Annotated in this window: 26 protein-coding genes and 1 tRNA gene; 3 read left to right on the forward strand and 24 right to left on the reverse strand. The window is 47.0% G+C overall.

The genetic code is table 11. The features are described 5' to 3' along the window. Nucleotides 1-24: 24 nt before the first annotated feature. From fdhF to SPSYN_RS07800, 4 genes are all read right to left on the reverse strand, one after another. A complete protein-coding gene (gene fdhF / locus SPSYN_RS07785; protein WP_161821898.1) occupies nt 25-2,727 on the reverse strand; it encodes a formate dehydrogenase subunit alpha in 2,703 nt (900 codons plus the stop codon). 16 nt (nt 2,728-2,743) lie between these two features. Continuing rightward, nucleotides 2,744-3,970, reverse strand: coding sequence for an NADH-quinone oxidoreductase subunit NuoF (gene nuoF / locus SPSYN_RS07790; RefSeq protein ID WP_161821899.1), 1,227 nt, complete (start codon nt 3,968-3,970; stop codon nt 2,744-2,746). A gap of 25 nt (nt 3,971-3,995) precedes the next feature. Beyond that, nucleotides 3,996-4,442: an NADH-quinone oxidoreductase subunit NuoE family protein gene (locus tag SPSYN_RS07795; RefSeq protein ID WP_161821900.1), complete on the reverse strand. Its 447-nt coding sequence runs from the start codon at nt 4,440-4,442 to the stop codon at nt 3,996-3,998. 436 nt (nt 4,443-4,878) lie between these two features. Then, on the reverse strand, nt 4,879-5,262 hold the full coding sequence (locus SPSYN_RS07800) for a YbgC/FadM family acyl-CoA thioesterase (RefSeq protein ID WP_161821901.1): 384 nt from the start codon (nt 5,260-5,262) through the stop codon (nt 4,879-4,881). Nucleotides 5,263-5,506: 244 nt separating this feature from the next. Here SPSYN_RS07800 and SPSYN_RS07805 point away from each other — a divergent pair, with 244 nt between their 5' ends. Further along, entirely contained in the window at nt 5,507-6,490 is a 984-nt protein-coding gene (locus SPSYN_RS07805; RefSeq protein ID WP_161821902.1) for a sporulation protein, read from the forward strand. 77 nt (nt 6,491-6,567) lie between these two features. Here SPSYN_RS07805 and SPSYN_RS07810 read toward each other — a convergent pair whose 3' ends face one another. The 8 genes from SPSYN_RS07810 to bioB form a co-directional block, all read right to left on the reverse strand. Further along, a complete protein-coding gene (locus SPSYN_RS07810) occupies nt 6,568-7,773 on the reverse strand; it encodes an ABC transporter permease (RefSeq protein WP_161821903.1) in 1,206 nt (401 codons plus the stop codon). Between the two features lie 12 nt (nt 7,774-7,785). Beyond that, nucleotides 7,786-8,940 (reverse strand): ABC transporter permease, encoded by a 1,155-nt coding sequence (locus SPSYN_RS07815; protein ID WP_161821904.1) that lies wholly within the window; start codon nt 8,938-8,940, stop codon nt 7,786-7,788. Continuing rightward, entirely contained in the window at nt 8,933-9,640 is a 708-nt protein-coding gene (locus tag SPSYN_RS07820) for an ATP-binding cassette domain-containing protein (protein ID WP_161821905.1), read from the reverse strand. The genes SPSYN_RS07815 and SPSYN_RS07820 overlap by 8 nt, the downstream gene beginning before the upstream one ends. A 3-nt stretch (nt 9,641-9,643) precedes the next feature. Then, nucleotides 9,644-10,711, reverse strand: coding sequence for an HlyD family secretion protein (locus tag SPSYN_RS07825; RefSeq protein ID WP_161821906.1), 1,068 nt, complete (start codon nt 10,709-10,711; stop codon nt 9,644-9,646). Between the two features lie 26 nt (nt 10,712-10,737). Further along, a complete protein-coding gene (locus SPSYN_RS07830) occupies nt 10,738-11,388 on the reverse strand; it encodes a TetR/AcrR family transcriptional regulator (protein WP_161822242.1) in 651 nt (216 codons plus the stop codon). 240 nt (nt 11,389-11,628) lie between these two features. Continuing rightward, nucleotides 11,629-12,975, reverse strand: a complete 1,347-nt coding sequence (gene bioA / locus SPSYN_RS07835; RefSeq protein ID WP_161822243.1) for an adenosylmethionine--8-amino-7-oxononanoate transaminase — start codon at nt 12,973-12,975, stop codon at nt 11,629-11,631. Between the two features lie 21 nt (nt 12,976-12,996). After that, nucleotides 12,997-13,683 carry a dethiobiotin synthase gene (gene bioD, locus SPSYN_RS07840; protein ID WP_161821907.1) on the reverse strand — a complete coding sequence of 229 codons (687 nt, stop codon included), beginning with the start codon at nt 13,681-13,683 and terminating at the stop codon, nt 12,997-12,999. Then, nucleotides 13,676-14,647 carry a biotin synthase BioB gene (bioB, locus tag SPSYN_RS07845; RefSeq protein ID WP_161821908.1) on the reverse strand — a complete coding sequence of 324 codons (972 nt, stop codon included), beginning with the start codon at nt 14,645-14,647 and terminating at the stop codon, nt 13,676-13,678. The genes bioD and bioB overlap by 8 nt, the downstream gene beginning before the upstream one ends. Before the next feature lie 336 nt (nt 14,648-14,983). Here bioB and bioF point away from each other — a divergent pair, with 336 nt between their 5' ends. Then, nucleotides 14,984-16,150 carry an 8-amino-7-oxononanoate synthase gene (bioF, locus tag SPSYN_RS07850; protein ID WP_161821909.1) on the forward strand — a complete coding sequence of 389 codons (1,167 nt, stop codon included), beginning with the start codon at nt 14,984-14,986 and terminating at the stop codon, nt 16,148-16,150. 2 nt (nt 16,151-16,152) lie between these two features. On the opposite strand, the gene SPSYN_RS07855 is transcribed toward bioF, so the two are convergent. The 4 genes from SPSYN_RS07855 to SPSYN_RS07870 form a co-directional block, all read right to left on the reverse strand. Continuing rightward, nucleotides 16,153-16,881 (reverse strand): enoyl-CoA hydratase/isomerase family protein, encoded by a 729-nt coding sequence (locus tag SPSYN_RS07855; RefSeq protein ID WP_161821910.1) that lies wholly within the window; start codon nt 16,879-16,881, stop codon nt 16,153-16,155. A 193-nt stretch (nt 16,882-17,074) separates the two neighbouring features. Next, the gene (locus SPSYN_RS07860) at nt 17,075-17,245 is read right to left on the reverse strand and encodes a hypothetical protein (RefSeq protein WP_161821911.1); all 171 of its coding nucleotides are present in this window, start codon (nt 17,243-17,245) and stop codon (nt 17,075-17,077) included. Beyond that, nucleotides 17,229-18,116, reverse strand: coding sequence for an S-layer homology domain-containing protein (locus SPSYN_RS07865; RefSeq protein WP_161821912.1), 888 nt, complete (start codon nt 18,114-18,116; stop codon nt 17,229-17,231). The genes SPSYN_RS07860 and SPSYN_RS07865 overlap by 17 nt, the downstream gene beginning before the upstream one ends. An 86-nt stretch (nt 18,117-18,202) precedes the next feature. After that, nucleotides 18,203-19,360: a hypothetical protein gene (locus tag SPSYN_RS07870; protein WP_161821913.1), complete on the reverse strand. Its 1,158-nt coding sequence runs from the start codon at nt 19,358-19,360 to the stop codon at nt 18,203-18,205. 220 nt (nt 19,361-19,580) lie between these two features. Here SPSYN_RS07870 and SPSYN_RS07875 point away from each other — a divergent pair, with 220 nt between their 5' ends. Beyond that, a complete protein-coding gene (locus SPSYN_RS07875) occupies nt 19,581-20,141 on the forward strand; it encodes a 3'-5' exonuclease (RefSeq protein WP_161821914.1) in 561 nt (186 codons plus the stop codon). Between the two features lie 92 nt (nt 20,142-20,233). On the opposite strand, the gene SPSYN_RS07880 is transcribed toward SPSYN_RS07875, so the two are convergent. The 8 genes from SPSYN_RS07880 to tsaE all read right to left on the reverse strand — a co-directional run bounded on the left by SPSYN_RS07880 (nt 20,234) and on the right by tsaE (nt 25,570). Further along, a tRNA-Arg gene (locus SPSYN_RS07880) sits at nt 20,234-20,308 on the reverse strand. A gap of 66 nt (nt 20,309-20,374) precedes the next feature. After that, on the reverse strand, nt 20,375-21,208 hold the full coding sequence (locus SPSYN_RS07885; RefSeq protein ID WP_161821915.1) for an ABC transporter permease: 834 nt from the start codon (nt 21,206-21,208) through the stop codon (nt 20,375-20,377). After that, a complete protein-coding gene (locus SPSYN_RS07890; protein ID WP_161821916.1) occupies nt 21,192-22,118 on the reverse strand; it encodes an ABC transporter ATP-binding protein in 927 nt (308 codons plus the stop codon). The genes SPSYN_RS07885 and SPSYN_RS07890 overlap by 17 nt, the downstream gene beginning before the upstream one ends. A gap of 14 nt (nt 22,119-22,132) precedes the next feature. Further along, nucleotides 22,133-23,239 (reverse strand): anti-sigma factor family protein, encoded by a 1,107-nt coding sequence (locus SPSYN_RS07895; protein WP_161821917.1) that lies wholly within the window; start codon nt 23,237-23,239, stop codon nt 22,133-22,135. Further along, complete coding sequence (locus SPSYN_RS07900; RefSeq protein WP_243152960.1) at nt 23,239-23,799, reverse strand: RNA polymerase sigma factor SigX; 561 nt, start codon at nt 23,797-23,799, stop codon at nt 23,239-23,241. The genes SPSYN_RS07895 and SPSYN_RS07900 overlap by 1 nt, the downstream gene beginning before the upstream one ends. A gap of 134 nt (nt 23,800-23,933) precedes the next feature. Next, entirely contained in the window at nt 23,934-24,407 is a 474-nt protein-coding gene (rimI, locus tag SPSYN_RS07905) for a ribosomal protein S18-alanine N-acetyltransferase (protein WP_161821918.1), read from the reverse strand. Continuing rightward, nucleotides 24,400-25,110 (reverse strand): tRNA (adenosine(37)-N6)-threonylcarbamoyltransferase complex dimerization subunit type 1 TsaB, encoded by a 711-nt coding sequence (tsaB, locus tag SPSYN_RS07910; RefSeq protein ID WP_161821919.1) that lies wholly within the window; start codon nt 25,108-25,110, stop codon nt 24,400-24,402. Before tsaB ends, rimI begins: the two co-directional genes overlap by 8 nt. Continuing rightward, the gene (gene tsaE / locus SPSYN_RS07915) at nt 25,091-25,570 is read right to left on the reverse strand and encodes a tRNA (adenosine(37)-N6)-threonylcarbamoyltransferase complex ATPase subunit type 1 TsaE (RefSeq protein WP_161821920.1); all 480 of its coding nucleotides are present in this window, start codon (nt 25,568-25,570) and stop codon (nt 25,091-25,093) included. Before tsaE ends, tsaB begins: the two co-directional genes overlap by 20 nt. Between the last annotated feature and the right edge of the window lie 98 nt (nt 25,571-25,668).

The raw sequence follows: 25,668 nt of genomic DNA on the forward strand, positions 1-25,668 counted from the left end.
ATACTACTCTCTAATATCTATAAATTATATCTTTTCAACTACGGCTGCAGAAACTTTGTATTCAGGTATCTTAGCCGTAGGATCTAAAAATTCGGAACTGGTTAACAAGTTAGCCGGAGTTTCTGTAAAATGGAAGGTTGTAAAAATAACCCCGGGAGCAATCGTATCAGTAACTTTAGCTTTCATTTCCAACCTGCCGCGGCGGGTTGATACATTCACCAAGTCATTGTCTGCAATACCCAATGCGTTAGCCTGCTCTGGATTGATTTCCAATTCAGCCGTGGGTACGTGCTCATTCAACGCTGAAGCACGGCGAGTCATGGTACCCGTATGGTAGTGGAACAAGCTGCGGCCGGTGGTAAGTCTTAATGGATACTTTTCGTCGGGCAGCTCACCGGGAGCGATATAATCTATCGCGGTAAACGCGCCCAGACCACGGCTGAAGTTACCTTCTTTGTGCAGGTAAGGTGTACCCGGGTGCTCTTCGTTTGGACACGGCCACTGTATGCCGCCGTTCTCAATGCGCTGGTAACTGATCCCGGCATAGGACGGGGTAAGAGTGCGAATTTCTTCAAAGATTTGTTCGCTATTCTCGTAATTCATGGGATAACCCATCCGGGTAGCAACCTCGCAAAGAATTTCCCAGTCAACCCGAGCTTCGCCTGGTGCTGATACTGCTTTGCGAACCCGCTGCACTCTTCTTTCCGTATTGGTAAAGGTACCGTCCTTCTCCGCAAAGCAAACGCTGGGTAAAACCACGTCAGCGTATTTGGCGGTTTCAGTGAGAAAGATATCCTGTACTACTACAAAATCAATCTTTTCCAGGGCTTCTCCTACATGCTCAAGATCGGGATCACTCATCATTGGATTTTCACCCACGACATAAAGGGCTTTAATATCTCCATGATGTGCCTTGTTAATTACTTCCGTTAAAACCAGACCATTTTGGCTTGGGAGAGATACTCCCCAGGCTTGTTCAAATTTTTCCCGGGCGGCATCATTAGTTACAGCTTGGTAAGCGGTAAATACGTTGGGCAAGCCACCCATATCACAGGCTCCCTGTACGTTGTTCTGGCCTCTCAAGGGGTCTACCCCGGTTCCGGGACGACCGATGTTCCCGGTGAGCATAGCCAGGTTGCAAACTGATTTAACGTTATCAGTACCGGTGCGGTGCTGGGTAAGTCCCATGGCGTAACAAATGACTGAGTTGCCGCTTTCAGCATACAGCCGGGCTGCTTTGCGAATATCTTCAGCCGGTACACCGGTGATTGGCGCTACAAATTCAGGGGTATACCCGGCAACCAAAGCCGCCATTTCTTCAAAGCCCTCGGTATGTTGGGCAATGAAATCCAGATCGGCCAGTCCCTCACTGATGATCACGTTCATCATCCCGTTTACCAGAGCGACGTCTGAACCGGGCAAGTGCGGCAGGTAGACATCGGCAATTTTGGCCAGATCAGTACGGCGTGGGTCAGCCACAATTAAACGAGCCCCATTTTGCAAGACATTCTTCTTAATTTTCATACCAATTACCGGGTGATTTTCGGTAGTGTTGGAACCGATCACGAATATACAATCAGCGTCTTTTTCTAATTCACCAATGGAATTAGTCATTGCTCCGCTTCCGAATGCTGCCCCCAGACCGGCGACAGTAACGGAGTGTCAAAGACGGGCGCAATGGTCAACGTTATTAGTGCCAAGTACAGCACGTGTAAATTTCTGGGCAATATAATTTTCTTCATTGGTAACCCGGGCAGACGTAAATACAGCCATACTATCCGCACCGAATTCTGTTTTAATCTCACCCAGACGTTTAGCTACCAGGTCCAGCGCTTCATCCCAGCTGGCTTTTCGGAATTCACCGTTTTCCTTGATCAAGGGCGTTGTTAAGCGTTCGGGGGAGTTAATGAAGTCCCAACCGAAACGTCCCTTTACGCAAAGGGCGCCTTTATTAACCGGGCTTCCAGTTTCTGTACGATTGGAAGTCACGCCCACTACGCGGTCATTCTTAACATTTAGTTCGAGTGTACAGCCGGTGCCGCAATAACTGCAGGTAGTCAGAACTTTATCAACTTCGTAGGACCGGCCCAGTCCGGCGCTGACTTTACTGGTTAGGGCTCCTGTCGGGCAAACCATCACGCACTGCCCGCAGAAAACGCAAGGGGAATCAGTCAAATTGCCGTCAAAAGCAGTGGCTATTTTGGCATGGTGGCCGCGATTATCGACGCTGATGGCACGGGCAATGGTAATATCTTCACAAGCCCGGACACAACGGGTGCACATAATGCATTTGTTATAATCACGTTCAAAAAACGGGTTAGGGTCATTAATGGGATAATTGGTTGGTTCACCATAATTGAAACGGCTTTCCTTAACCCCGTATTGATAACAGTAATCCTGCAACTTACAGTTGCCATTTTTTTCACATACCTGGCAATTGAAATTATGGCGGGCAGACAACAGTTCCAAAATAACCTTGCGAGCAGCCACTATTCCCGGACTTTCGGTTTCAACAATTATTCCGTTTTCGGCAGGCGCTACACAAGATGCTGCATACAAGGGACGTCCTTTTATTTCCACCAAACACATGCGGCAGGAACCGGCCAGGCGCAAATCAGGGTCGTAGCAAAGGGTCGGGACGGGAATTCCTGCTTGCTGGCATGCTTCCAGAATAGTACTGCCTTCCGGGGTTTGAACTTCTTTGCCGTTAATTGTTAAAGTTATCATTTTATACCCCCCCTTTCTAATTTAATTGCAGCCGAGCTTGGTATTCAGGGTAAAAATGCTTCAGGGTAGTTAAGATCGGTGCAGGGGCTGCTTGCCCTAAACCACACAGGCAGGCTTTTTCCATAACTTGAGACAGGATGGTAAGGTTCTCGATATCCTGCACTGATGCCCGGCCCTGATTAACTTTTTTCATGATTTCGTGAGCGCGGAAAGTACCTTCCCGACAGGGGTTGCATTTGCCGCATGATTCATGTTCAAAGAACTTGGCAATGCGAGTCGTGATATCAACAATGTCTCTGGTTTCGTCCATAACGAATACCGCTCCAGTCCCCAAGGTGGCTCCAATACCGCGCATAGAATCAAAATCAATGGGGGTATCGAGCAGTGATTCGGGAATAAAACCTCCTGAAGTTCCGCCCACCTGCACCGCCTTAAATCTCTTGCCATCCTTGATGCCACCCCCGAAGTCATAAATAACTTCACGTAGAGTAGCGGTGGTAGGAACTTCTATAGATACCCGGTTAGCTACATCACCTGTAAGAGTCAATACTTTGGTACCCGGGTAGTTTGGTGCCCCAATGGCCGCAAACCATTCGGCACCGTTAATGACAATTGATGGGAGATTGGCAAATGTTTCAACATTATTTACTACAGTCGGCTGAGCCCACAAGCCTGCCACGCCAGGAAATGGCGGTTTAAACCGTGGTTCGCCCCGGTGGCCTTCAATGGATTCAATGAGCGCTGTTTCCTCACCGCATACATAAGCGCCACCGCCCATACGGACTTCAATGTCAAAATCACCCAGGACACCTTTATTGCGGGCCTGGTCAATAGCTCGGTTTAGCAAATCTACTACATAAGGGTACTCACCACGACAGTAGATGTAACCCTTTTTCGAATTGACAGCATGACCGCAAATGGCCATGCCCTCAAGCAGTGACTGGGGGTCCTTTTGCACGATAATGCGGTCCTTATAAGTACCGGGTTCACCTTCGTCAAAATTGCAGACCACATAAGACACAGGGGCATCAGCAGGCACAAAGCTCCATTTTAATCCACAATTAAAAGCGGCTCCGCCGCGTCCTCTCAGGTTAGACTTTTTAATTTCAGCGATTAGATCCGGACGTGACATTGAGCGGGCTTTTTCCAGGCCTTGATAACCGCCCGCCTGCAAGTAGTCTTCAATTTTTTCCGGATCAATCAAGTCTGCGTTGCGCAAAACTATTCTTTTTTCCTCAATCAATTGTATCCCGCCCTTCTATAAGTATTTACTGGCACAGGGCTAACACCGCGGGTACCTGTTCGGGACTCATGTTAACATAAGGCACATTGTTGATCGTGATGACCGGGGTGGCCTGACACTGTCCTACACATTCGGTAAGTTCCAGAGTAAATTTCCCGTCTGCAGTAGTTTCACCGGCTACAATTCCTAAAGCTGCTTCAAAAGCTTTAATTAAAGCCTCGGCACCGGCGACGTGGCAGGGAGCACTTTCGCACATCCTGATGATATATTTACCGCGTTTTTCAACAGATAAATAGGAATAAAACGTTGCTACACCGTAAGCCTGGGCTTCTGAAACACCGAAAGTACTGGCTGCAACGGTAATGGTTTCCTCTGGAAGGTAATTGTATTCTTTCTGCACAGCATGATATGCTTCGATGATTCCGCCGGGTTTATCCCGAAAAGCTAAGACGATGTCTTGGATGGTCGACATTATTTCACCTCCTTATGCATATATTGTGACGCAACCTTTTGATTCAATTGATTAAATATAAAAGGTTATGTTTATTTAATTTTGAAAGCTTTTTTTGCTATTCCCTAATTTTTTTATACAATAAAAGTTACGATATGTCATAATATTTTAACTGTTTTTTGAATATAATCTTTTATATCATAATATTATCACACTGTTTATAGAGAAAATGGTGTTATTTGTCGACTGATTTTATTTTTTTATCAATAACCCAGCTAATACAATATTGTTAATAACTAGACGAACTAGAATAAACCATGGTTCAAAATTCCAAAATCTTAAATTTTAAAATATTGAATGGTTATTAAATAAAAAAACCTACACACGTTTTTACAAAATTTGTATGCAGGCTGATTACATTTAATACATATTTTTCATGTAGTATCTCGTTGCACCTTTACGCTTTAAGAGCTTGTAAAAGCTCTTCGGGCAGACGTATGGGTTTCCTTCCCGGACCTACACATGCTAATTTAACTTTACCTTCCACGAGCAGTTTTCCATCATTAACCCGCAGAACCCGGTGGGTAAGCGTGAAAGAGGATTTACCGATTTCCAGAACGTCAGTTTCCACGGCAAGTAAATCGTCCTGCCACGCCGGGGCGCGGTAATTAATCTCCACGTGTACAACAGGAAAAGCGATACCTCCCCGGGCCATTGCCGCAACCGATAAGCCCCGGTTGCGCAGGTATTCGGTTCTCCCTCTTTCAAAGTATTTTAAATAATTTGCGTAATACACCACGCCGCCTGCGTCAGTGTCTTCGTAATAAACTCTAATTTCCATAAAGATACCCTCCGGCAAAATAAATTATTGAAATCCTTATTCCACGTAATTAGATAAACAACCTTCAACCAAGCTACTGTTCAAACTAACATCTTCAATTAGTAAATTTTTTTGACGATACTTCTCTAGTATAACGTTTAACTGTACGTTTTACTGGATAAAGTCTATAATACAGGTAATTATTAAAAAAGATTTCCTATATGATTTTAAATATGAACAATCTTTTTGAAAGGAATGATTTTCCATGCTAAAACGGCTGTTGGCTAGTTTCGGTATTGGTTCCTCAAAAGTTAACCTGGTGTTGGATAAACAAGAGTTTAGTATTGGGGAATCGTTAAGAGGCAGGATAATTGTTGAGGGTGGTAATATTGACCAGGAAATTAACACCCTTGATGTAGAAGTGGTTATGAAATTTACCATAAAGGGCAAAGAATTTAGCAAAAAAGTTGATACTATTAGAGTTGCCGGAAATTTCTATACCAAAGCTAAAGCAACACAAGAAGTTCCTTTTGAGCATTACCTGCCCTTTCATTACCCTATTTCAAAAGGTTCGGTGTCCTACCATTTAGTGACTAAAATGGACATAGCCAAGTCGGCAGACACCGGCGATACCGATGAGTTTATTGTGCTTCCCGGTAAAGACATGGCATTAATACTGGATGCCTTGGCAGTATTAGGTTTGAGGGAAAAAATAGGCTCGGGCAGAATTGGAAGATATGGACAGGAATTTAATTACTATCCCACAACGTTATATGCGGATAGTTTAAAGGAACTTGAAGTTAAGTTTTATCTTGATGACCAGGCTATTAAGCTGTACTTGGCCTTAAGTATTGCAACCGGTCAAATGATTCCCATGAAACACCATACGGAACTAGCTATACCTTCCGAGTTACTAGCCGGGGGTTCAACAGAACAAGTAACCGATTACATTAAAAAATTTCTAAACCAGGAACTCCAACTTGCTGCTGAACAGGGACCGAATACCCAACCGGCATACCAAAACTATCAACAGCAACAAAATACCCAGGGCCGGCCGGGCTTTGGTGGCTTTATGGGGGGCATGGCGGCAGGTCTTCTGGGTGCAGCTGTGCTGGGTAGCCTGTTTGGTGGTGATGAAAGTGAAGCTACTGCAGGTGAAGATGCGGATGCTGATCTAGCAGGAAGTGAAGATGATGGTGGCGGCTTGTTTGATGGATTTGATGATTTTGGTGGAGGTGACTTTTTTTAAACACAATATTATATTATTAAACCCCCGGCGTCAAAACCAGGGGGTTATTTTTATTTTAAAGCACCGGATAACAATGTTTAATTTAAAAAGTTCTTCTTAGGATAAGTACTGCCGCTGTTTACCACCAGCCCCCCTTCTGCTGCCGGGTTCCGACGCTTCGTAAAGGTTACTGCTAAAAATGAAGTAAATGCGGCCATGCAGCTCATAATGATAATAGTAATAGCCAGGTAGTTGGCACCCAGGTCCTTTAATGTAACCAAGCGTAAACCTTCAGCCATCCAAGTGAAAGGCATAAGTTTGCCCAAGCCATAAAGTAATACCGGCATATGGGTGCCGGGCCAGGTGTACCCGGCAATAAAGAACAAGGGAACCGACAGCAGCATTAGATAACGCGACACCTGCAGAGAGTTGGGCGCATACAGCGAAATAACAAACCCCAGTGAGGTAATGATTATGTTGAAGAGCAACCCCAGCAAAAGTATCAAAGCCAGTGAGCCTTCAAGCTTGACATTTATAAACCGGGCGGCCAGCCATAATAATAAACCATAGTTAAAGAAGTTGACAATAAAATAAGGCAGAGCTTTGCCCATAAAAATTTTCCACTGGGGCACTGCGGCACACAGATACTGGAGCCAGGTATTCCGTTCTTTTTCCCTGGTGATCGTGAGTCCAATACCCAGTAGGCCAATCTGGTGCAAGATTATAATAATCAAACCGGGAAAGATAAAAGTGCTGTAGCTATAGTTTGGATTATACCAAACCTGCATCGTTACCGAAACGCTGTCCATGACGCTTTTTATTTCTTGCTTGCTCATGCCTAGCCCGCCGAGATAGGCAGCAGTATGCTCCGCACTGAAGGTATTCAGCACCAGCTGGAAATATCTGCGAGTATTATAGCCATAAATTAGGTTGGAACCATCATATACGGTTAAAATTTGGGTCAGCCGGTGCTGAGATAAACTTTGGGAATAGTCTTCCGGGATCACCACCCCGGCCCGGACCGTACCGTTTTTCATCCCTTGCTCCAATTCAGCATAGGTATCGACTGATGGGATTACCCGGAAATCATTACTATTCTCAAAAGCCGAGACAACGGCACGGCTTTCCGCGGAATGGTCAAGATCAACAATGGCAAGCGGCACCTGCTGCAGTATACTGGAGGCATAAATCATGCCTAGCAGCGATGCATAGATAAAGGGCACGACAAATACCACCAAAAAAAGAATCCGGTCTTTAAATATATGTACAACCTCGTAGTGAGCAATATTCAGAAGCTGTTGCATGGCAAATACCTCTTATCTGAAACGCGCTTGAAAACAGTGCGTAAACAAAGCAGACAGGCTATAGCAGAGCACTGCCATCATTCCCAGTACCAAAAAATAGCGATTCATCATTTCCCAACCCGGGTTTTTTAGAACAAAATAGTTGATTCCCTGAAAAAACCAGGTTTGAGGAAGCACCCAGGCCAACGGCTGGAACCACTGCGGCATGGCTGCAATGGGCCAGGTAAAACCTGAGATCACAAAGGACGGCAAGGCAATCACCATCCCAAAACGTGATGCGTCTACAGCATTACTGGAAAAACTCGAGATCAGTGTACCCAAGCTGTGCAGGGAAACAGCGAATATCAGGGTAAACAGCAGGAAAGTAATGATTCCACAGTTAAGGGGCAGTTTAAAGATCACAAAAGCCAGGTAATAGACCGGCAAAACGAGCAGCATAAAAACGCTAATATGCACAATAGACTTGCTGCAAAAAAGCTTAAACGCAGACAGCCCGGAAGCCTTTATCTGCAGCCAGCTGCGGACACCGTTTTCGCCGACGATATTCATACAGGAAGCCAGCATGCAGCACTGCTGCCAGATATTAAGGACTAATGCCAGCACCAAAAAATAGGCGTAGTTTAAAGTAGGATTAAACCAAGCTTCTTCCCGAAATTCAATAGATTGATAGGCTTCCTTGGCCTGGTTCGGTTGTATTCCCCGGGCGATCAAGGTTTTAACCCCCACCTGGGCTCCCAGGTTTCTGGTGACCGTTAAAACTGCACTTGCCGCATTCGTAGCATAAGTGATGTTGGCGCCGTCTATTACCACCGCCACCCTGGTCTGGCGCTGCAGAGCAATATTTTTGGCGTAATTTTCCGGGATAACGACACCGACCATCACCTCTCCCCTCTTCACCAGCTCCTCAAGCTGCTTGAAGTTTTCGGGATAACAGGCGATCTCTAAGTCTTGGGTATTCCTTAACTCAGCAATAACTTGCCGGCTGGCTTCGCTTTGGTCTAGGTCAACCACTGCCGTGGTAATATGGTCAATCCTCGGGTGGCTGTATATACCCATAAACAAAAACAGTCCCAGCAGCGGCCCGATCAGCAGAATATTGCGCAAACCCTTGTCCCGCCACATGTAAAATAACTCACGCTTCATAATAGCCGGGCATTGTTTAAACATAATGGCTATCACTCTGTTCTGCGTATAATTTTATCTGCCGGTGCCATTCCGCCCGGGCAGACTCCGGCTCATAGACCTTCAGTTTCCCGTTCTCCAGCCAGCCAACCTTGCTCAGCTGCTCACAAAAGTCAATATTACTGAAGCCAAAGACACAAGTGCCGCCCTCAGCTTGGAATTGCCGCAGCTCCCTTAAAATGAGGTTGCGTGAGTATAAATCGAAATCCTTAATGATTTCATCGGCAATCAACAACTTTGGCCGGTTAAGCATGGCACAAGCGAGGGAAAGCCGTTGAAAGCTGCCCATGGCAAGCAGGATAACGGGCTCAGCCAGTAAATCCTTTAATGCATAACGTTCAATCATTTGATATACATCGGACCGGGAAGACTTTTTTAAAGCGGCCATAAAGTCTAGATTTTCAACCACGGTCATATCCAGAAACAAGCTTTTCTCCTGGGTGACAAGACCTAAATCGCGTTTGAACTTTTCGGATTTCTTGATATTGTAACCAAGCACTTCTACCTGGCCGGACTTAAACCGGTCTACGCCGGCCAAAATATGTAACAGTGTTGTTTTGCCGGCTCCCCGGAGGCCAAACACGCCAAAACTCTCACCCGGCAGCACCTCAAAAGATAGACCGTTGAATAGTATTTGACGACCGATTTTCTGCACCAGATTACTGACCTTAATTACGGGCTCCATAACTTACTGTCCCCCCTCAATGAGCTTAACTCGGGCAGTCATACCTGTCTTCAAGGCCAGATCATCATTGGGCACATCTATCTTGACCTTGAAACTGCGGATATCATGCTCATGCTGGTCATCAAGGGCTTTTTTAACCGCAAATTCTCCGGCCTCGTTGATTAAAACCACCTTACCCTTAAAGACTCGCTCCGGGAAGGCATCGACAGTGATTTCAGCAGCTTGATTCAGCCGGACACGGCCAATCTTTCGCTCGCTAAGATAAATGTTAATATAAGGGTGTTTCATATCGGTAATTTCAAACACCGGCGTACCGGCATTGAGCATTTCTCCCGGGTTGAGATATTTTTCAGTGATATAGCCGGATAACGGGGCTAACAAACGGGTATTTTTCAGGTATTCCTCTGCTTTTTGAACGGCGCCACCGGCTTGCTTGACCGCTCCCTGGGCAGCCTGGTATTGAGATTGAGCCAACGAAACGTTAAGCTTAGCCGCTAAAGCCTCGTCAAGACCGGCCTGAGCTTCCTGTAGCTTGCTTTGGGCCAGTTCGTAAGCATTGGTGGCATCATCCAGAGTTTTATGAGGCACAGCCCCGTTTTCAAATAAGGCTAAGGCTCGCTCGTAGGCTAGCCTGGCGTCTTTAACTCCTATTTCAGCCTGACCCACTTTAGCTTGTAATTGGTTAATCGTACTCTCTACTTGTTGACTGGTCAGGGAAACCGAATCTGCTGCTTGTTTGGCTTGGGCTACCGCCGCATCATAGGCCCCGCGAGCAGTAACCAGATCGGAGCTGATTTCCTCAGCTTCTAAGGAAGCTATTTCCTGCCCGGTTTTAACTTGGCTGCCTTCGTCTACCAATATTTTTTCAAGTTTACCGGGAATCTTAAAAGAGGCCAGAACAGTCGTTGCCTCAACTGTTCCCGTTGCAGTCAGACTTTGGCGTTCACTTTCCAAGGCGGCCTGTTGCTCATAAAAGTAACGGTAGAAAATGAGCACACCCACGGCGATAATGCCCAAGAAAAGGATAAAAACAAGTCCTTTCTTAATACTAATTTTGCCCAAGTCATCCATTAAAATGGCCTCCTGTCATCATAAGGCTAAATAAAGATCCCGTCAAAAATAAGGTTTAAAATATGCTGCAAGCAGGCTTCAAGCATTTCCTCGGAAAACATATCTTCCCGCCAGAGAGACTGTACGATGTTGCGCTGAGTAAAATAAACCAGACATAAGGCATGCACACTGAGAATTGCCTGGCGAATATCTATATCCGGCCTAATGCAACCCCGCTCGATTCCATCCTTAATAATGTCGTCAAACTCCAATTCAATCAGAGCAAAAAACTGAGGAAACAATTTACCTCCAAACCGGCCCCCGCCAAGTGCTTCCCAACTGGTCAGCCGCACAAAAGCCTCATTACCGGCTAAAAAATAAAAGTAAGAACGAATAGCCCTGGCCACATTCACTCTGGGTTCGTCCGCTGAATCAATGGCATTCTTGCTTAACGTGTATATTTTGTTATAGTTGTAACGCAGTACTTCCAGGTAGAGATTTTCTTTACTGCCAAAATAATGATAGAGCATGCGCTTATTTATTCCCGCCTGTTCGGCAATTTCATCTACCCGGGCTCCCTCGGGTCCCTTTTCGGCAAAGATTCTTGTTGCGGCCTTTAAGATACGAGTTCGGCTTTCGTCCGAGCGTTGTTCCCGGTCAGCTGCTTGGGGAGGGGTTGTATGATTACGCTGTCCGATAGGTTATCCCTCCATGTCATCGTTTAGAATTAATCCAAGTAACTGTTTAGTTACTTATATTAAACATATTTTAAGCGGTAACAAATTATTCTGTCAAGAAAATGCTGTAAGTAAACCTGCGCACACAAAAAAAGCGCGCCCATTCGGTTCGCTTTGGGCGCGCTTTTCAGTATATTCCGGTATGCAACCAAAAGGCTCTTATGTAAGCTACCTATTGCGCATATCAGCTTTATTGCCGGTTCAGTATGCCCGGGTAATTGTCTCAATAGCGCCGGCACAGATATCCACTGCCTGGTCAATTTCCTCTTCGTTGATGATCAAGGGTGGATTAAAATACAGCACATTGCCCAGCGGCCTTAAAATTAATCCACCCTCCAGGGCCTTTTTATAAATTTGGTAGCCCATTCTAAAGTTTGCGTCAAAGCCTGTTTTCGACTGCTTATCGGTAACCAGCTCCATGGCATTGATCAGGCCTATGTGGCGAATTTCACCCACGTTGGGGTGGTCCAGGAGTGCTTCGTTCAGCCGGTCGTGCAAATATTGAGCCCGAACGGCCGCTGTTTCCAAGATATGTTCTTCACGCAGGATTTTCTGGACAGCCAGTGCAGCAACGCTCCCCAGCGGATTACCGCTGTAGGTATGACTGTGCATAAAAGCCTTGCCTTCGCTGTAGTCGGCATAAAACGCATCGTAAATGGCATCCGTGGTAATGGTAATCGAATAAGGAAGGTAGCCGCCGGTGAGCCCTTTGGAGATACACATGATATCGGGGCTGATCCCGGCATGGTCACAAGCAAACATTTTGCCGGTGCGGCCAAAACCCGTGGCAATTTCGTCGGCAATCAGCAAAACGTTGTACCGATCGCAGAGTGACCTCAGTTTTTTCAGGTACATGGCCGGGTAAATGCGCATACCGGCGCTTCCCTGCAGCATAGGCTCAACAATAATGGCACAGGTTTCTTCTGCATGCTCGGCAAAAGATTGCTCGGCGTGCTCAAAGCAGGCACAGTCGCAGTTGTCACGGCTTTGCCCGTAAGGGCAGCGGTAGCAGTCCGGGGCTTCAATGCGGAAGGTTTCCATGAGCATCGGTTTATAAATTTTGGCGTATAGGTCCAGGGTGCCCACCGACAATGCGCCGATGGTTTCGCCGTGATAGCCTTCGGTCAGGCACATAAACCGGGTTTTCTCCGGGTGGCCAGTCTGGTACTGGTACTGAAAGGCCATTTTCAACGCGCATTCCACCGCCGACGATCCATTGTCGGAAAAGTTGAATTTAGCCAGCCCCCTGGGGATAATCTCCATCAGCTGCTCGCACAGGGTAATGACTGGTTCGTGGGAGAAGTTGGAGAAAATAACGTGTTCCAGCTTATCCAGCTGGTTCTTGATGTATTCGTTGATTTTGGGGTTGCAGTGCCCCAGCAGGTTGCACCACCAGGAGCTGACAATATCTATGTAAGCTTTGCCGTTTATGTCGTACAAGTAGACTCCCTGGCCGTGGTCGATAATAATTGGCTTGAGCTCCTCATAATCCTTCATCTGGGAGCAGGGATGCCAGATATATCGCAGGTCCTTTTCCACTAAGTTCATATTCATCCTGTTCACATCCTCCTAAGCGTACAAGGCGGCCAGCCGGCCGGCCTCCAGGTTGATTTCGACTGCGTTTTCCTGCACCAGGGCAAGCACCGGGATACCGGTAAGTTCCTCAATCATTTTCTTGTTGTCCAATTCCATCAGACTCCCGCAAAAATGATTTAAAATAACTCCCTTCACGGCGATATCGCGGTAGCGCATGTATTCTACGGTCAGCACCACCGCATTGATGGTGCCCAGCCCGGCATGGGCCACCAGGACCGTGCCCAGGTTTAATTCCTTGATTACATCCTCCAGAAATATGCGGGCCGAGCTGTCGTAGCGGAGCGGACACATAATACCGCCGCTGCCTTCCATTGTCAGGTAGTCATATTTAGCTGCTGCTTTGGCGTAAGCGGCTTTCACCAACGGCAGTTCCACTGGATTGCCCTCCATTTGGGCTGCCAGGTGCGGGGAAACGGGGTTCTCATAGATGTAGGTAACCAGGTTGGACAAGTCTTCATCCAGGCCGGCGACCTGTTTCACGTAGCCGGCGTCACTGGCCTGCAGCCCGGCTTTTGTTTTCTCCAGGCCGCTGAGGGCGGCCTTATAATAACCTGCGTTGTAACCGGCCTCACGCAGCTTTTTCACGATCAGGGCGGTCACATAGGTCTTGCCCACCTCCGTACTGGTGGCAGTAACGAAAAGACCTTTAGCTTCAGGCATCCCACAACACCGCCTTATAGCCCAGCTCGTCTAACATTTGCATGTCCTGCTCAATGGTAATGCCTTCCGTGGTCAGCATATCACCGGAAATAGCGGCATTGGCGCCGGACAAAAAGCACTGGCGTCCCTTATCGGCCAGCAGCCCGCGGCCGCCCGCCAGCCGGATGGAGGCATTGGGTATTAAGAAGCGGAACAGCGCCACTATACGGCACATTTCCTCGTTAGTTAACCGCTTGTTGTTTTCGTAAGGCGTACCCGGGATGGGGTTAAGCATATTGACGGGAATGGACCGGACACCCAGCTCGCGAAGGTCCAGCGCCATGTCGATTCTATCCTCCATCGATTCGCCCAGCCCCATAATACCGCCGCTACAAACGTTTAGCCCGGCTCGCTGCGCAGCCCGGATGGCCGCAATTTTATCGTCGTAGGTGTGGGTGGTGCAGACATTGGAAAAGTTCCTGCGGGAGGTTTCCAGGTTATTGTGAACTCTGCTAATACCCGCTGCTTTCAACCTGGCAAACTGCGCTTCATCTAACAGGCCGAAGGAACCGCAAACAGCAATATTGCATATTTCTCGGATGGCCCGGATGCTGTTACACACCTGGTCTACCTCTCCGGGTGACAATCTCCTGCCGGAAGTAACGATAGAATACCGCAGCACTCCCCGTTCCTCGTTGTAAACAGCCTGTTCCACGATCTTGTCCGTGTCCAGCAATGGGTATTCCTCAACAGCAGTCCGGTAAAAGGAGGACTGCGCGCAATACTTGCAGTTTTCCGAGCATTTACCGCTTTTGCCGTTGATGATGGTGCAGATATCAAAGGCGCTGCCGCAAAAATGCTGCCTGATTTCGTTGGCCGTTGCGCATAGCTCCGCCAGCGGCGCTTCGCATATTTCCAGGGCTTCGTCTTTGTCAATTAATGCACCGGAAAGTATTTTATTTTTAGTTTCTTTCAGTTTGAACATGACTAAATCTCTCATTTCAAATTTATTTATTAGCAATTATTACACAAAAAAAAGCCCATTGTCAACTAGTTAAATATTAAGGGTTAACAATTACCTTAAAGATATAAAGCAAAGCTTACCCGTCTATGTATCCGGTTAATTCCACCAAATCACCAAGAATTCAACTTCAATTTCGTTACCCATACCGGTTATAACATTTCAATGTTAACCGAAGTTTAATTTCAAGTTTACAATACTACTATGTTTTGGTAATATAAAAGCAATAAACGTCAACCTTGCTAATTTTTATGGTTTACGTTTTAAATTTTACCGCTAACCCGAAAAGGAGAGTTTTAGATGGAATTCATAAAAGAGGAGCTATCAAATCTCAAACAGAAGAATCTTTACCGCCAGCTAAAAACAATGAACGCCGCCCAATCCTCCAGAACAATGGTTAACGATAAAGAATGTATTTTATTATCCTCAAATAATTACCTGGGGCTTACCGAACACCCGGAATTAAAAGCAGCGGCCAAGGAGGCTGTGGATCTCTGGGGAACCGGTTCGGGAGGGTCACGTTTAATCACGGGAAATATGAGGCTCCATGAAGAACTGGAAGAAACCATTGCCCGTTTTAAAGGCACGGAAGCAGCCATTGTGTTCAACACCGGCTACATGGCTAACATGGGAGCGATAACTGCACTGGTGGGCCGGGGTGACATTATTTTTAGTGATGAACTAAATCACGCCAGTATTATTGACGGGTGCCGTCTCAGCCAGGCCAAAACTATAATTTACCCGCACAAGGACACCGGCGTGCTTGAAAAATTATTACAACAAAATCGCAGTTACCGTCGTATTTATATCATTACCGACGGAGTTTTTAGCATGGATGGCGACCTGGCCCCTTTACCCCGCTTGGTGGAACTGGCCGAAAAATACAATGCCTGGTTAATGGTAGACGATGCCCACGCTACCGGAGTAATGGGTCACCGGGGTTCCGGTACAGCCGAGCATTTTGGCCTGGAAAGCAGGATTCCCATTCAAATCGGCACTTTGAGCAAAGCCATCGGCAGTGCCGGCGGCTTTGTGGCCGGTTCTTATGATTTAATTGATTACCTGAGGAACAAAGCGCGCAGCTTTATTTACTCGACAGCTCTCCCCCCGTCTGAAATTGCCGTTGCTTTGGCGGCCTTTAGAGTGCTGCGAACAAATCCGCAGATACGGGAAAGTCTGCATTTGAATGCTCATTACCTCAGGTCCGGTCTGAAGAAAATAGGTTTTACCATTCTAACTGAAGAATCACCGGTAATACCTGTATTAATAGGTGATGCCAGCAAAGCCGTACAAATGGCCCAACAGCTGTTATCCCTGGGCGTTTTTGCTCCGGGCATCAGACCGCCCACAGTGCCGCCGGGCATGAGCAGGTTGAGAGTTGCGGTAATGGCCACGCACACCCGGGATGATTTGGACAAAGCTCTGGCTGCCTTTTCACAGGCCGGGAAGGAGACAGGTGTTATGTAGTCTTAAAGACGATCTCGAGTTGAAAAGGCAATCGTCGAAGCGAATTTTTCTAATAATAACCCTGTGTTAATATTAACGTTGGCACCCGTGTTAATGCTTATTTTAGCCAGGCTGACTGCCAACGGTCCATTAGCTATTATTTTATACGCTAATTGTTTAGTGGCCGGCAGTAAATCTTCGGGCTGTTCCACTACTTTATTGAGAAGGCCAATGGCTTTTGCCTCCCGGGCGCTGAGAATATTGCCGGTAAATATTAATTCTTTGGCCTTAGCGATGCCTACCAATCTTTGCAATCTCTGGGTACCGCCCGCCCCCGGGATGATGCCCAGGCCGGTTTCCGGCTGTCCCAGTTTGGAGCGGCTAGTGGCAATTCTTATATCACAGGCCAGGGCCAGCTCGCAACCGCCGCCCAGGGCAAAACCGTCTATAGCAGCAATAACGGGCTTCTCCAGGTTTTCCAAAGCATTAAGCGATGCATGAGCTTCGCTTTTTAATATTGCATAAGTTTCACGCTCATTTAGAGAACGAATATCTGCCCCAGATGCGAATGCTTTGCTCCCTGAACCGGTGATAATAACTACCCGTACATCCTGATCAAAACGGCATTCCCGTGCGACTGCATAAATCTCCATCCAGGTGCGGGGGTCCAGGGCATTGTGCACATCCGGGCGGTTCAAAGTAATCAACGCGATAAAGTCTTCTTTTTTATATGCTAAATTATGGTATTTCATTAAAGGATTCCTTCCTGTCAGATTAGCACTTTTCTTTAAACTCATAGTTTTATTTTACAGGTTATTGGTAAAGTTGAGTCATTAAAGTTATCATTGCTGCACGGGTTAAAGCCAAAAGGGAGAGACCTTCAAGCCCTCCCTTTCTTAATATACTGGCATTAAGTTTGGCAAATTATTTTTGAACAAAATTTATTTACTTGAGCATTTCACCCGATTCAGTGGTTATAATCTGGTTTATCGGCTTATACTTGCCATTCATTAGTTGATAAGTGGTTTTCAAAAGCGCTATGGTATCCGAGTGAGACACGCCGATGACCCGTTGGATGGCAGTTACTTCACAGGCTCCGTCATTGTTTCCCGTCACCGTCAACATCCTGAGCCTTGAAGCCGGCATTGGTATATAACCCATCTTCACCGCCGATTTCAAGCACTTTTTGTCCGTCAACAGTCAAGTGGAAAGCTACCGGCATGTCCCTGGGATCTCTCTTCTGGTAAAGATTGATTTTTTCCGGTGTACCGTCTCTATATAGGTCTAACTCCTCCGATTGTATAACGGAGACATTCATTGGCTCGGTAACATCTTCGACAGGCTGAGCATTGTTCAGGGTGGTCAGGGTCCTGTTTAATACTGCTGCCAGCTCGGCACGGGTAATGTTCCCATTAGGCTGAAACTGGTTGGCAGACCTGCCCTTCATGATGCCCGAGTTAAACATAAAAGCCACCGTCAACTGCTCATCATGTGGTAAATATGTGGTATCTTCATACAAAGGCCACATTTCCGTGGTGATCACGCTTAGCTTCTTGGCCTGAAAAGCTTTATCAATGGCCACGGCTACCTCCAGCCTGGTAACAGGCCGTTTGGGGTCAAACTTGCGGTTATCCAGGTTGAAAATATTATATATCCCTGCTCTTGTTATGGCCTCGCTGTACCATTGCCCTGCGGCTACATCGTCATAATAGTCTGCCGGGGAAGGCTCTTTGATAAATTTCAGGTGATCGTAATTTAAGTCAAAAATACGGTCCAAGCAGACGGCCACCTCCGCCCGGGTAACTAGCTGGTTGGGGGCATACTTATCTTTAGCAATGCCCTTCATAATGCCCTTGTGATAAACTTGCTCCACTTCCCGAACCGCCCAGTGGCCCTGTATATCTGTGAAAGGGGTTTGGGCAAATCCGGCAACAGGCATCATTAACAAGCCGGCCGCCAACCCCAGGCTAAGAATACTCTTTTTCATGCTTCATCACACTCCCTTCATTTTAAAGGATTGACGTCAGGAAGCATAAAAAAGTTGCGGCTTTAGCTCAATATAAAGTATGGTTATTACCGTCCGCCAATCAGATTCTTCAGCGAGAGCGGGTCTGCATCGGCAAGGCATGCAGGATCCCCGGCAATCAGCCCCGCCTTCTCATGCCAGAATTCGCTAAACAGGATGTAGAGCGGCTTGAACCGATCAGTATCGCCGCCATCCGCTAATGTTTTTGCCAGGAAATCGATGGCGAAATACATGGTCTTGCTTTCGAAGCATATGTGAGGGTGCGGGCCGGGGGCATCAATTACCCAGATAATCAAGTTGCCCACCCGTTGCAGACCATATTGGGGGGTTATGCCAAGTGCTTGACAGAAAGGGATAAGTTGGTCGTTGAAATCCATCTTCGAACGGCAGTTTACAATGACCAGGTACTTGGAAGGGCTATCCGTGGAGAAAACATGCGCGAAATCGACACGACCTACATCTCCCTCTTGCTTTTCATAGGCAAGATCAATTCCGGTGCACTCTTTGAATCTGACGAGTGCACTGGGAAGAAAACGCGTAAGGTCAAGCTGGGGATTCGATGCTATTGCAACGCTGCCGGGGATTTTGGCAGCGGTGAACAAGCCCGATGTGCCTCCTGACGAGATTGAATAGAAGATAATTCGATCGTTAGGGATGCCGAGGCATCGCGCCACGCTCGTGACGAGCTTTGCTGTTGCGTCGCGGTAGTCTCGTTCATGCGTGCCGTAGAACCAGCCCACAGGGATGTCCGATTCAAAATACATCGGGTCTTCGATGCTTAGCAGATGTCCTCTTAGAAACGTATTCCATGACCATTTATGAAAGCGGGGGAGCGGCCCATGCGCAATTGTCTCGTCATCGCGCATGGTATCCAGCACAACATAAAGGTAATCATATTCGCTTGCATGGTAAAAGCACTCAAAGCGCGCGCCATCAACCTCCGTATGGAACCTGCCGTCCGGCACCCTGTTGATGCGTGTGTAATCGATATGTACACTGTGGGTTGTGAGGGCTGATGCATCGGCAGATCGGTATCGTTCGCATCGGTATCCTTCGAGCGTTTCGGCAAGGTTGACCGCGATACCTTCGCTATCATACTCGCAGGCTATATTTTCAAGAAAACTGACTGCTGGGAGGCCGTCATTGTAATGCCCCCTCTTTTGATGCTGAACAAGGTATGCTTGATTTTCCTGTCCTTTTTTCATTACAGTTAATCACCCTCCAATTTGTAATCTTGGGCATCCACTGGCTCTTCCACTATGGTCCCCTCATCCATAGATATATTTCGATCGGATATTTGCCGGGCAAAGGCATCTCATGGGTAACAATGATCATAGTCATACCCTCCTCGGCCAATCTTTGAAGGAAATTAGGATATCCGAATTGAATATCTAGTAAAAATGTTAAGCATAGGAAGATTCGCTTATGAATTATGTTGCTTTAGATTTTGAAACCGCAAACCATAGTAGGGCAAGTATCTGTTCAGTTGGTATAGCTGTAGTAGAAAATGGTAATATAGTTGAACGAGAGTCTTGGCTAGTAAGACCACCAGATTTATATTTTCATCCTTTCTTTACCAGAATACATGGTATTACGGCTGAGGATGTAATTGATAAACCTGATTTTAAGGAACTTTGGCATTCAACATTAAAAGATTATCTTATAGGCAAGACCGTCATAGCACATAATGCCGCCTTTGATATTAACGTTTTAAGGAATACTCTTAATCAATACTTGATACCACACCCCCGGCTTACATATCAATGCTCGGTAGTTATTGCAAAAAAGACTTGGCCAGGTCTGGGATCTTATAAGCTAAATAATTTGGCCAAACGTTTTGGCATTTCTTTTAAACACCACGATGCAGCCGAGGATGCCCTGGCTTGTGCAAAAATAGTTCTAGAAGCCGGTGTAACGCTGGGAACTCGTTCTTTTAATGAGTTAGTTAACAAGCTATATATAAACGTTAAAGATTTTGCAATTTAAGGACAATGATAGTTGGAACAAGTCTATTGCCTGCCCCCACTAAAATAAAAAACCCGCCATCCCTTAATTTTATAGGATCGCAGGTTTATGCTTGGTGCGCCTGACAGGAATCGAACCTGTGCTTCCGGCTCCGGAGGCCGGCGCTCTATCCCCTGAGCTACAGGCGCAAACCTTTAAATTTGCTACATAGGATATTGTATCATAAATTTTGAATAATGCAAGGTCCAATACTATTATATATCCTTCCTGCCGAACAGGTATACTGCCATCCCCGTAAAAAATATCACGTACAGCACTGCATAAACCACCATCCACACACTGGGCTCGGACATGCTGCCAAAGGGCCCCATCTGCTGGAGAGCCTGCAGCGGGTTAGCGGTGGGGTTCATGAGCAGGTGGACTATTTTGCGGTACAGGGCGTCGACGGGCATAATCAAGCTGGCCAGTATGCCGGTCTGCTGAAGGGTAACGTTATTGATTAGCCAGCCTATTTGCTCCACCATGCCGCCAATTATGGATACCGCATACAGCATAAACATTACCACACCGTTAGCTATGGTGGGCAGCAATGTGGAGCCGCACAGGGTTACCGCCAGCAGCACCACAGGCTGCATGGCAAAAAGGGCCAGGGCGTTCCATTGCCCGGTTAACTCCATACCGGTCTTCAAGTGAATTAGCAGGTAAATTACCGTAAAAAATAACGCTGCGTACAGGGCCAGAAACAGGCCGGTTCCCAGGAACTTGCCCAGCACTATTTCATAACGCCGCACCGGCTTGGGAATTATGGTCTGGATGATGCCGCTTTCAATTTCCGAGGATATTGCGCCTACAGCGGAAAATATTGCTAAAAAGGATACAATAAACCCGCCGAAATAAAGTCCGAAGGAAAGTAATTGGGGATAAATCACTTGCGCCAGCATGGGGTTAGGGTGCCTAGCCAGATCTCCGGCGACAAAATGAACCCCGGTACCGTACAGTCCGAGAAAAGCGGCGGCTAGAATAAGCGAAATAAGCACCACTTTACGGCCAAGTGCTTCGCGAAAAGTTATTTTAATAATAGCCGTCATTGTTTGTCTCCTCCTGAGCCATACTGATGAACATTTCCTCCAAAGAAGAACGCTTACGGTTTAATTCATACAGCCTGCCGCCGCCCCGAATAACTGCATCCGCCAGCAATGGAATATCCTCATCCTTGCTTACAGTGGCTAACACTGTACCGCCTTCTATGTACATAGAAAGGGTTAGACCGGCCAGCGCGTCCCTTATTTGCTCGGTTAACCCCTCACAACGCATTTCCACGTTAATTTCGGCGGACCTCAGTTCATCCAGAGTCCCCTGCCGGATGACTTTTCCCTGTCTGATAAAAGCCACCATATCACAAATCATCTCCACCTCGCTGAGCAGGTGGCTGTTTAAAAAAATAGTTTTGCCGCCGGCCCGCAGCTCTACCAGTAGCTCCCGAACATCGCGACGTCCCAGGGGATCCAAAGCAGAGGTGGGCTCATCTAAAAAAAGTAAATCAGGATCAGGCAGCAGTGCACAAGCCAGCCCCGCCCTTTGCTGCATACCCTTGCTATAAGTGCGTATCTTTTGACTTTCCCGTCCGGACAGGCCAACTTGCTTAATAACCTGCGGTATACGGCGCTTTTTTTCCGCATTGCTCATGCCGTACAGTGAGGCGTGGAAATCCAGCAGTTGACTGCAGGTCAGCCAGTCGTGATAGCGGAAATTTTCCGGTAAAAAGCCAATTTTTCTTCTTACACCGATGTCTCCCAGAGGCTTGCCCAGCAGCCGGGCTTCTCCCGAAGTTGGGAAAAGCAGGCCTATTAATGTTTTAACCAGGGTACTTTTGCCTGCTCCATTAGGGCCCAGGAATCCGAAGATTTGCCCCCGGGGAACCCGGAGGCAAATCTCGGCACAGCCCACTTTATTACCATAATGCTTGGTTAAGTTAATTGTTTCAATGGCCAAGTCCAATTATAAACCCCACCTTATTTCATTTGCCCGGCGATGGATAGGGCTAATTGCTCATCCAGGTTGGTGCCCGAGATGGTATACACGACACCGTTACTTTGCCAGACTAACAAGCTCACCGGTGCTAAGTTATCCGACCGGGTGCTGCCATCCATAAAAACACCCTGACTGCCGTTAACTATAACATCCCTGGAAGTGCCGTCCATATCGGGGATTAATACCGTGTGCTGCCAGTCATCTACCGCCAACAGCTGGTTGCGAAGGTTTTCCGGCAGTACGGGCACATTTAAAAGAGCATCCCTAATGGCCAACACATCCACCCCGGAAGGTACTTTCATTTCAGGGCTTCTAGCCTGGATTACGTTCAGCACATCACTGCCCGAACGGTATTTAGCCGTTATAGCAGTGGGCATTTGCATAGTAAAGGTTTGACCGTCAAGGCTTTTCGGCAGCAATTCAGTACTGCCCAGAGACTGCAGCAGACTATTCACACTGGTCACATCCAGCGTAAAGTTAACCGTGCTGCCGGTTATCTTTTGGAGCTCGGGCTCGTTGTAACCTGTAGGCTGGGGCAGCTTAACAGCGAAGTCAACAGCTTCCTCCGCCTGGTCTAAAGTTACCGGAACTGCTTCTTGTTTACCTATTACTTCAACCCGCCCAAAATTATCAATATTCACATTGCCGGTCCCTTCATTAACAGTCCTTTCCAGCTGTTCCAGATCCTCAGGATTAACGGTAATGGTTTGCACCTTTTCCATTCTAAACACGGTTAGAAATTCACCGGCCATACTGCGCACAGCCGGGAAACTAAAGGCGGTGAACATTACCGCGGCCATAGCGGCGGTGGCAATCAACTTTTTGTAAAGCTTCATGGTATTTAAACTCCTTTTAAATTTATTTAGTATATTGCCGCGGAGCCCGGTTGTCAAGGCGGGCGAGACTCCCGGCAGGTCAGCCAGGGACCGGTTCATACACAGATTGACGAAATTGTTATTTAACTGTAATTCCTCCAATACATCGCGGCATTTAGCACATTGAGCCAAGTGCTGGTTTATCTCCTGTCTCTGCTTGATGCTTACTTCATTATCAATGTAAGCTTGGAGGATGCCTTCTTCATAGCACATTAAGCATCACATCCTTTCTGTTCCAGGTAAACCCTTTTAAACTTGGCCTGAGCCCGGGCAATAATGGTACCCACCGATGTTTTTTTTACTCCGATGGCTTCAGCTATTTCATCATAACTAAAACCGGAATGCTTCATTAATAAACACAACCTGTCTCTCTTCGGTAAGGTTTGTAAAGTGATGCGCACGAGGTTGTTTTCTTCATTTTGCAGCGCTGCTTCCTCGCAGGAAACCACTTTCAACCCCTGGCTCTTGGTCTTTTCTTCCCTGCGCAGGCGGCTTTTTTCACTGCGCAGGTAATTGTAAGCTAGATTTACAGCCACTTTGGAAAGCCACCCCCCGATGTTTTGGTATTGCCGGGGCGGTGTGCAGTACAGTTTAAGGAATGCCTCCTGAGTGATTTCTTCCGCTACCGCACGGCTGCCCAGCATATAGGTAAGCTGGCGACATATAGCCGGGTAGTAGCGATTATACGTTTCCTGGTACGTTAAACCGGACTTTGCGCCTTTTTCCATTTGAGTCGGGAAAATGGCCGGCCACCTCCCCTGTTTTCCTTTCAACTTAATAACACGGCTGCCTTTGGTAAAATGACATTGCTTAAATAATTATTTTTTAAATGTAATAATTCCGGATGATAAAAAAACCGGGAAATGCTCCCGGAACTTAAGTGTTAAATTATCATATGTCAGGGTTTTTAACCCAAATCGTTCTTCCACATAATGATGGCGTCTTCATTAGTATCGGGATAATAATTTTTTCGACGCCCGTAATCCTTAAAACCCAAGCGAGCATATAGAGCACGGGCAGGTGCATTAGAGGGGCGTACCTCCAGAGTCATCCGTTGTACCCCCAGCACAGTTGCCCTTTGAATTAACTGCAGCATTAAGGCCATGCCCAAACCGTACCCCCGGTAATCTTGGCGCACAGCAATATTGGTCACGTGAGCCTCGTCTATAATGACCCATATACCGGCATAACCGACAACCTCTTGGTCCTCTGCCAGTGCTACAATGTAATGGGCAAATTCATTACTGCGCAGTTCGTAGTCGAAAGCATTTTTTGACCAAGGTGTGGGAAACGATACCTTTTCAATTTGTATCACCTGGTCCAAGTGATTAAATTGCATTTGAGCAAAAGTTATGTTTGCCAAGCTTGCTGCTTTATTCATTAACCCGGCACCTTTCACGCCATTTTAATTCAGCTTCGGATTCCCGCAGGTAATAAGGCAGCAGCGTCAGGGGATCGGAAACCGCACCTTTTTGAAGCAGCTGCAAACCTAGTTCAGCTACTGCAGCGCCTCTGGGAAATGATGTACAAACCGGTGCCAGGCCGGCACGTGCACCCATATGAGATTTTATGACGCCGATATACTCGGCTAAGCCATCGCCAATAAAGGTAACCTGCTCATTGTAACCCTCCAGCAGCTGAAGAAGCTCTTGAATACCCGCAGCCCGGGCGGGTACCAGGCATTCCTGTCCGGTGCCGGTGCTGTGGTACAGGGCGGTATAAACTTCGTTTTTTCGGGCATTAAGCAGGGGGCAAACCAGTCCGGCATGGCCTGTTAGCGGGTAAGCCAGGGCGTCTAAAGTAGGGACACCGGCCAGGGGCAGGTTCAATACCTGAGCCAGAGAGCGGGCGGTGCTCAACCCAATGCGCAGTCCGGTAAAGGACCCCGGGCCGATGGAAACCGCAATGCCCGTCAGTTGTTCTTTGTTAATACCTGCATCAGCCAGTGAATCTTTGATCATAGGTAACAGATTTACTGAGTGGGTGCGGCGGTTGTTCACCATCCGCTCGGCCAGTATTTTACCTTCCGTGGCCACAGCTACGGCAGCCACCGGAGTTGCCGCTTCAATGCCCAGAACGATCATGCTGCATAAACTCCTCTGCCAATTTATTGTACCGTTTTCCCCGGGCTATAAACCGTAATACCCTAATATTATCATCATCGGTATGCTTTTCAATAAAAATATCCAGCCGCTCGGCAGGTAAATATTGTTCAACTCGTTCAGCCCATTCAATCAAAGTTACACCGGAGCCATAAAAGTATTCTTCGTAGCCCAGATCTTCAAGTTCTTCCGGGCTTGCCAGCCGGTAAACATCCAGGTGGTATAATGGCAGCCGGCCGTCATACTCATTGATCAAGGTAAAAGTAGGACTGGTGATCCGCTCGTTAATGCCTAACCCCCTGGCTACACCGCCGGCAAAACAAGTTTTACCGGCACCCAAGTCTCCATTTAATGTAATAACGTCGCCCGGCTGCAGCAAACTACCCAGCAAAGCTCCTAAATCACTTGTTTCAGTGGCCGACAAAGTTTTAATTATAGTCAAAATGCGCCCTCCAAAAAAAGCCAGCGATTATACGAATATCAAGTCTTAGCTATAATTATAAACAAAGATGAACTTGTTAAAAAGTGTACAGACAAAAA

It is taken from the genome of Sporotomaculum syntrophicum (assembly GCF_009932395.1).
GTDB lineage: Bacteria > Bacillota > Desulfotomaculia > Desulfotomaculales > Desulfallaceae > Sporotomaculum > Sporotomaculum syntrophicum.

What these genes read in the sequence shown, in the direction of transcription:
- SPSYN_RS07895 (WP_161821917.1), bottom strand. Translation starts at nt 23,239, where the DNA reads ATGTGCTATGAAGAAGGCATCCTCCAAGCTTACATTGATAATGAAGTA.
- tsaB (WP_161821919.1), bottom strand. Translation starts at nt 25,110, where the DNA reads ATGATCGTTCTGGGCATTGAAGCGGCAACTCCGGTGGCTGCCGTAGCT.
- SPSYN_RS07885 (WP_161821915.1), bottom strand. Translation starts at nt 21,208, where the DNA reads ATGACGGCTATTATTAAAATAACTTTTCGCGAAGCACTTGGCCGTAAA.
- SPSYN_RS07855 (WP_161821910.1), bottom strand. Translation starts at nt 16,881, where the DNA reads ATGAAATACCATAATTTAGCATATAAAAAAGAAGACTTTATCGCGTTG.
- SPSYN_RS07805 (WP_161821902.1), top strand. Translation starts at nt 5,507, where the DNA reads ATGCTAAAACGGCTGTTGGCTAGTTTCGGTATTGGTTCCTCAAAAGTT.
- bioF (WP_161821909.1), top strand. Translation starts at nt 14,984, where the DNA reads ATGGAATTCATAAAAGAGGAGCTATCAAATCTCAAACAGAAGAATCTT.
- SPSYN_RS07815 (WP_161821904.1), bottom strand. Translation starts at nt 8,940, where the DNA reads ATGTTTAAACAATGCCCGGCTATTATGAAGCGTGAGTTATTTTACATG.
- SPSYN_RS07820 (WP_161821905.1), bottom strand. Translation starts at nt 9,640, where the DNA reads ATGGAGCCCGTAATTAAGGTCAGTAATCTGGTGCAGAAAATCGGTCGT.
- bioA (WP_161822243.1), bottom strand. Translation starts at nt 12,975, where the DNA reads ATGAACTTAGTGGAAAAGGACCTGCGATATATCTGGCATCCCTGCTCC.
- SPSYN_RS07800 (WP_161821901.1), bottom strand. Translation starts at nt 5,262, where the DNA reads ATGGAAATTAGAGTTTATTACGAAGACACTGACGCAGGCGGCGTGGTG.
- SPSYN_RS07865 (WP_161821912.1), bottom strand. Translation starts at nt 18,116, where the DNA reads ATGAAAAAGAGTATTCTTAGCCTGGGGTTGGCGGCCGGCTTGTTAATG.
- SPSYN_RS07810 (WP_161821903.1), bottom strand. Translation starts at nt 7,773, where the DNA reads ATGCAACAGCTTCTGAATATTGCTCACTACGAGGTTGTACATATATTT.
- SPSYN_RS07870 (WP_161821913.1), bottom strand. Translation starts at nt 19,360, where the DNA reads ATGAAAAAAGGACAGGAAAATCAAGCATACCTTGTTCAGCATCAAAAG.
- SPSYN_RS07875 (WP_161821914.1), top strand. Translation starts at nt 19,581, where the DNA reads ATGAATTATGTTGCTTTAGATTTTGAAACCGCAAACCATAGTAGGGCA.
- bioB (WP_161821908.1), bottom strand. Translation starts at nt 14,647, where the DNA reads ATGTTCAAACTGAAAGAAACTAAAAATAAAATACTTTCCGGTGCATTA.
- SPSYN_RS07825 (WP_161821906.1), bottom strand. Translation starts at nt 10,711, where the DNA reads ATGGATGACTTGGGCAAAATTAGTATTAAGAAAGGACTTGTTTTTATC.
- rimI (WP_161821918.1), bottom strand. Translation starts at nt 24,407, where the DNA reads ATGAATAAAGCAGCAAGCTTGGCAAACATAACTTTTGCTCAAATGCAA.
- bioD (WP_161821907.1), bottom strand. Translation starts at nt 13,683, where the DNA reads ATGCCTGAAGCTAAAGGTCTTTTCGTTACTGCCACCAGTACGGAGGTG.
- SPSYN_RS07795 (WP_161821900.1), bottom strand. Translation starts at nt 4,442, where the DNA reads ATGTCGACCATCCAAGACATCGTCTTAGCTTTTCGGGATAAACCCGGC.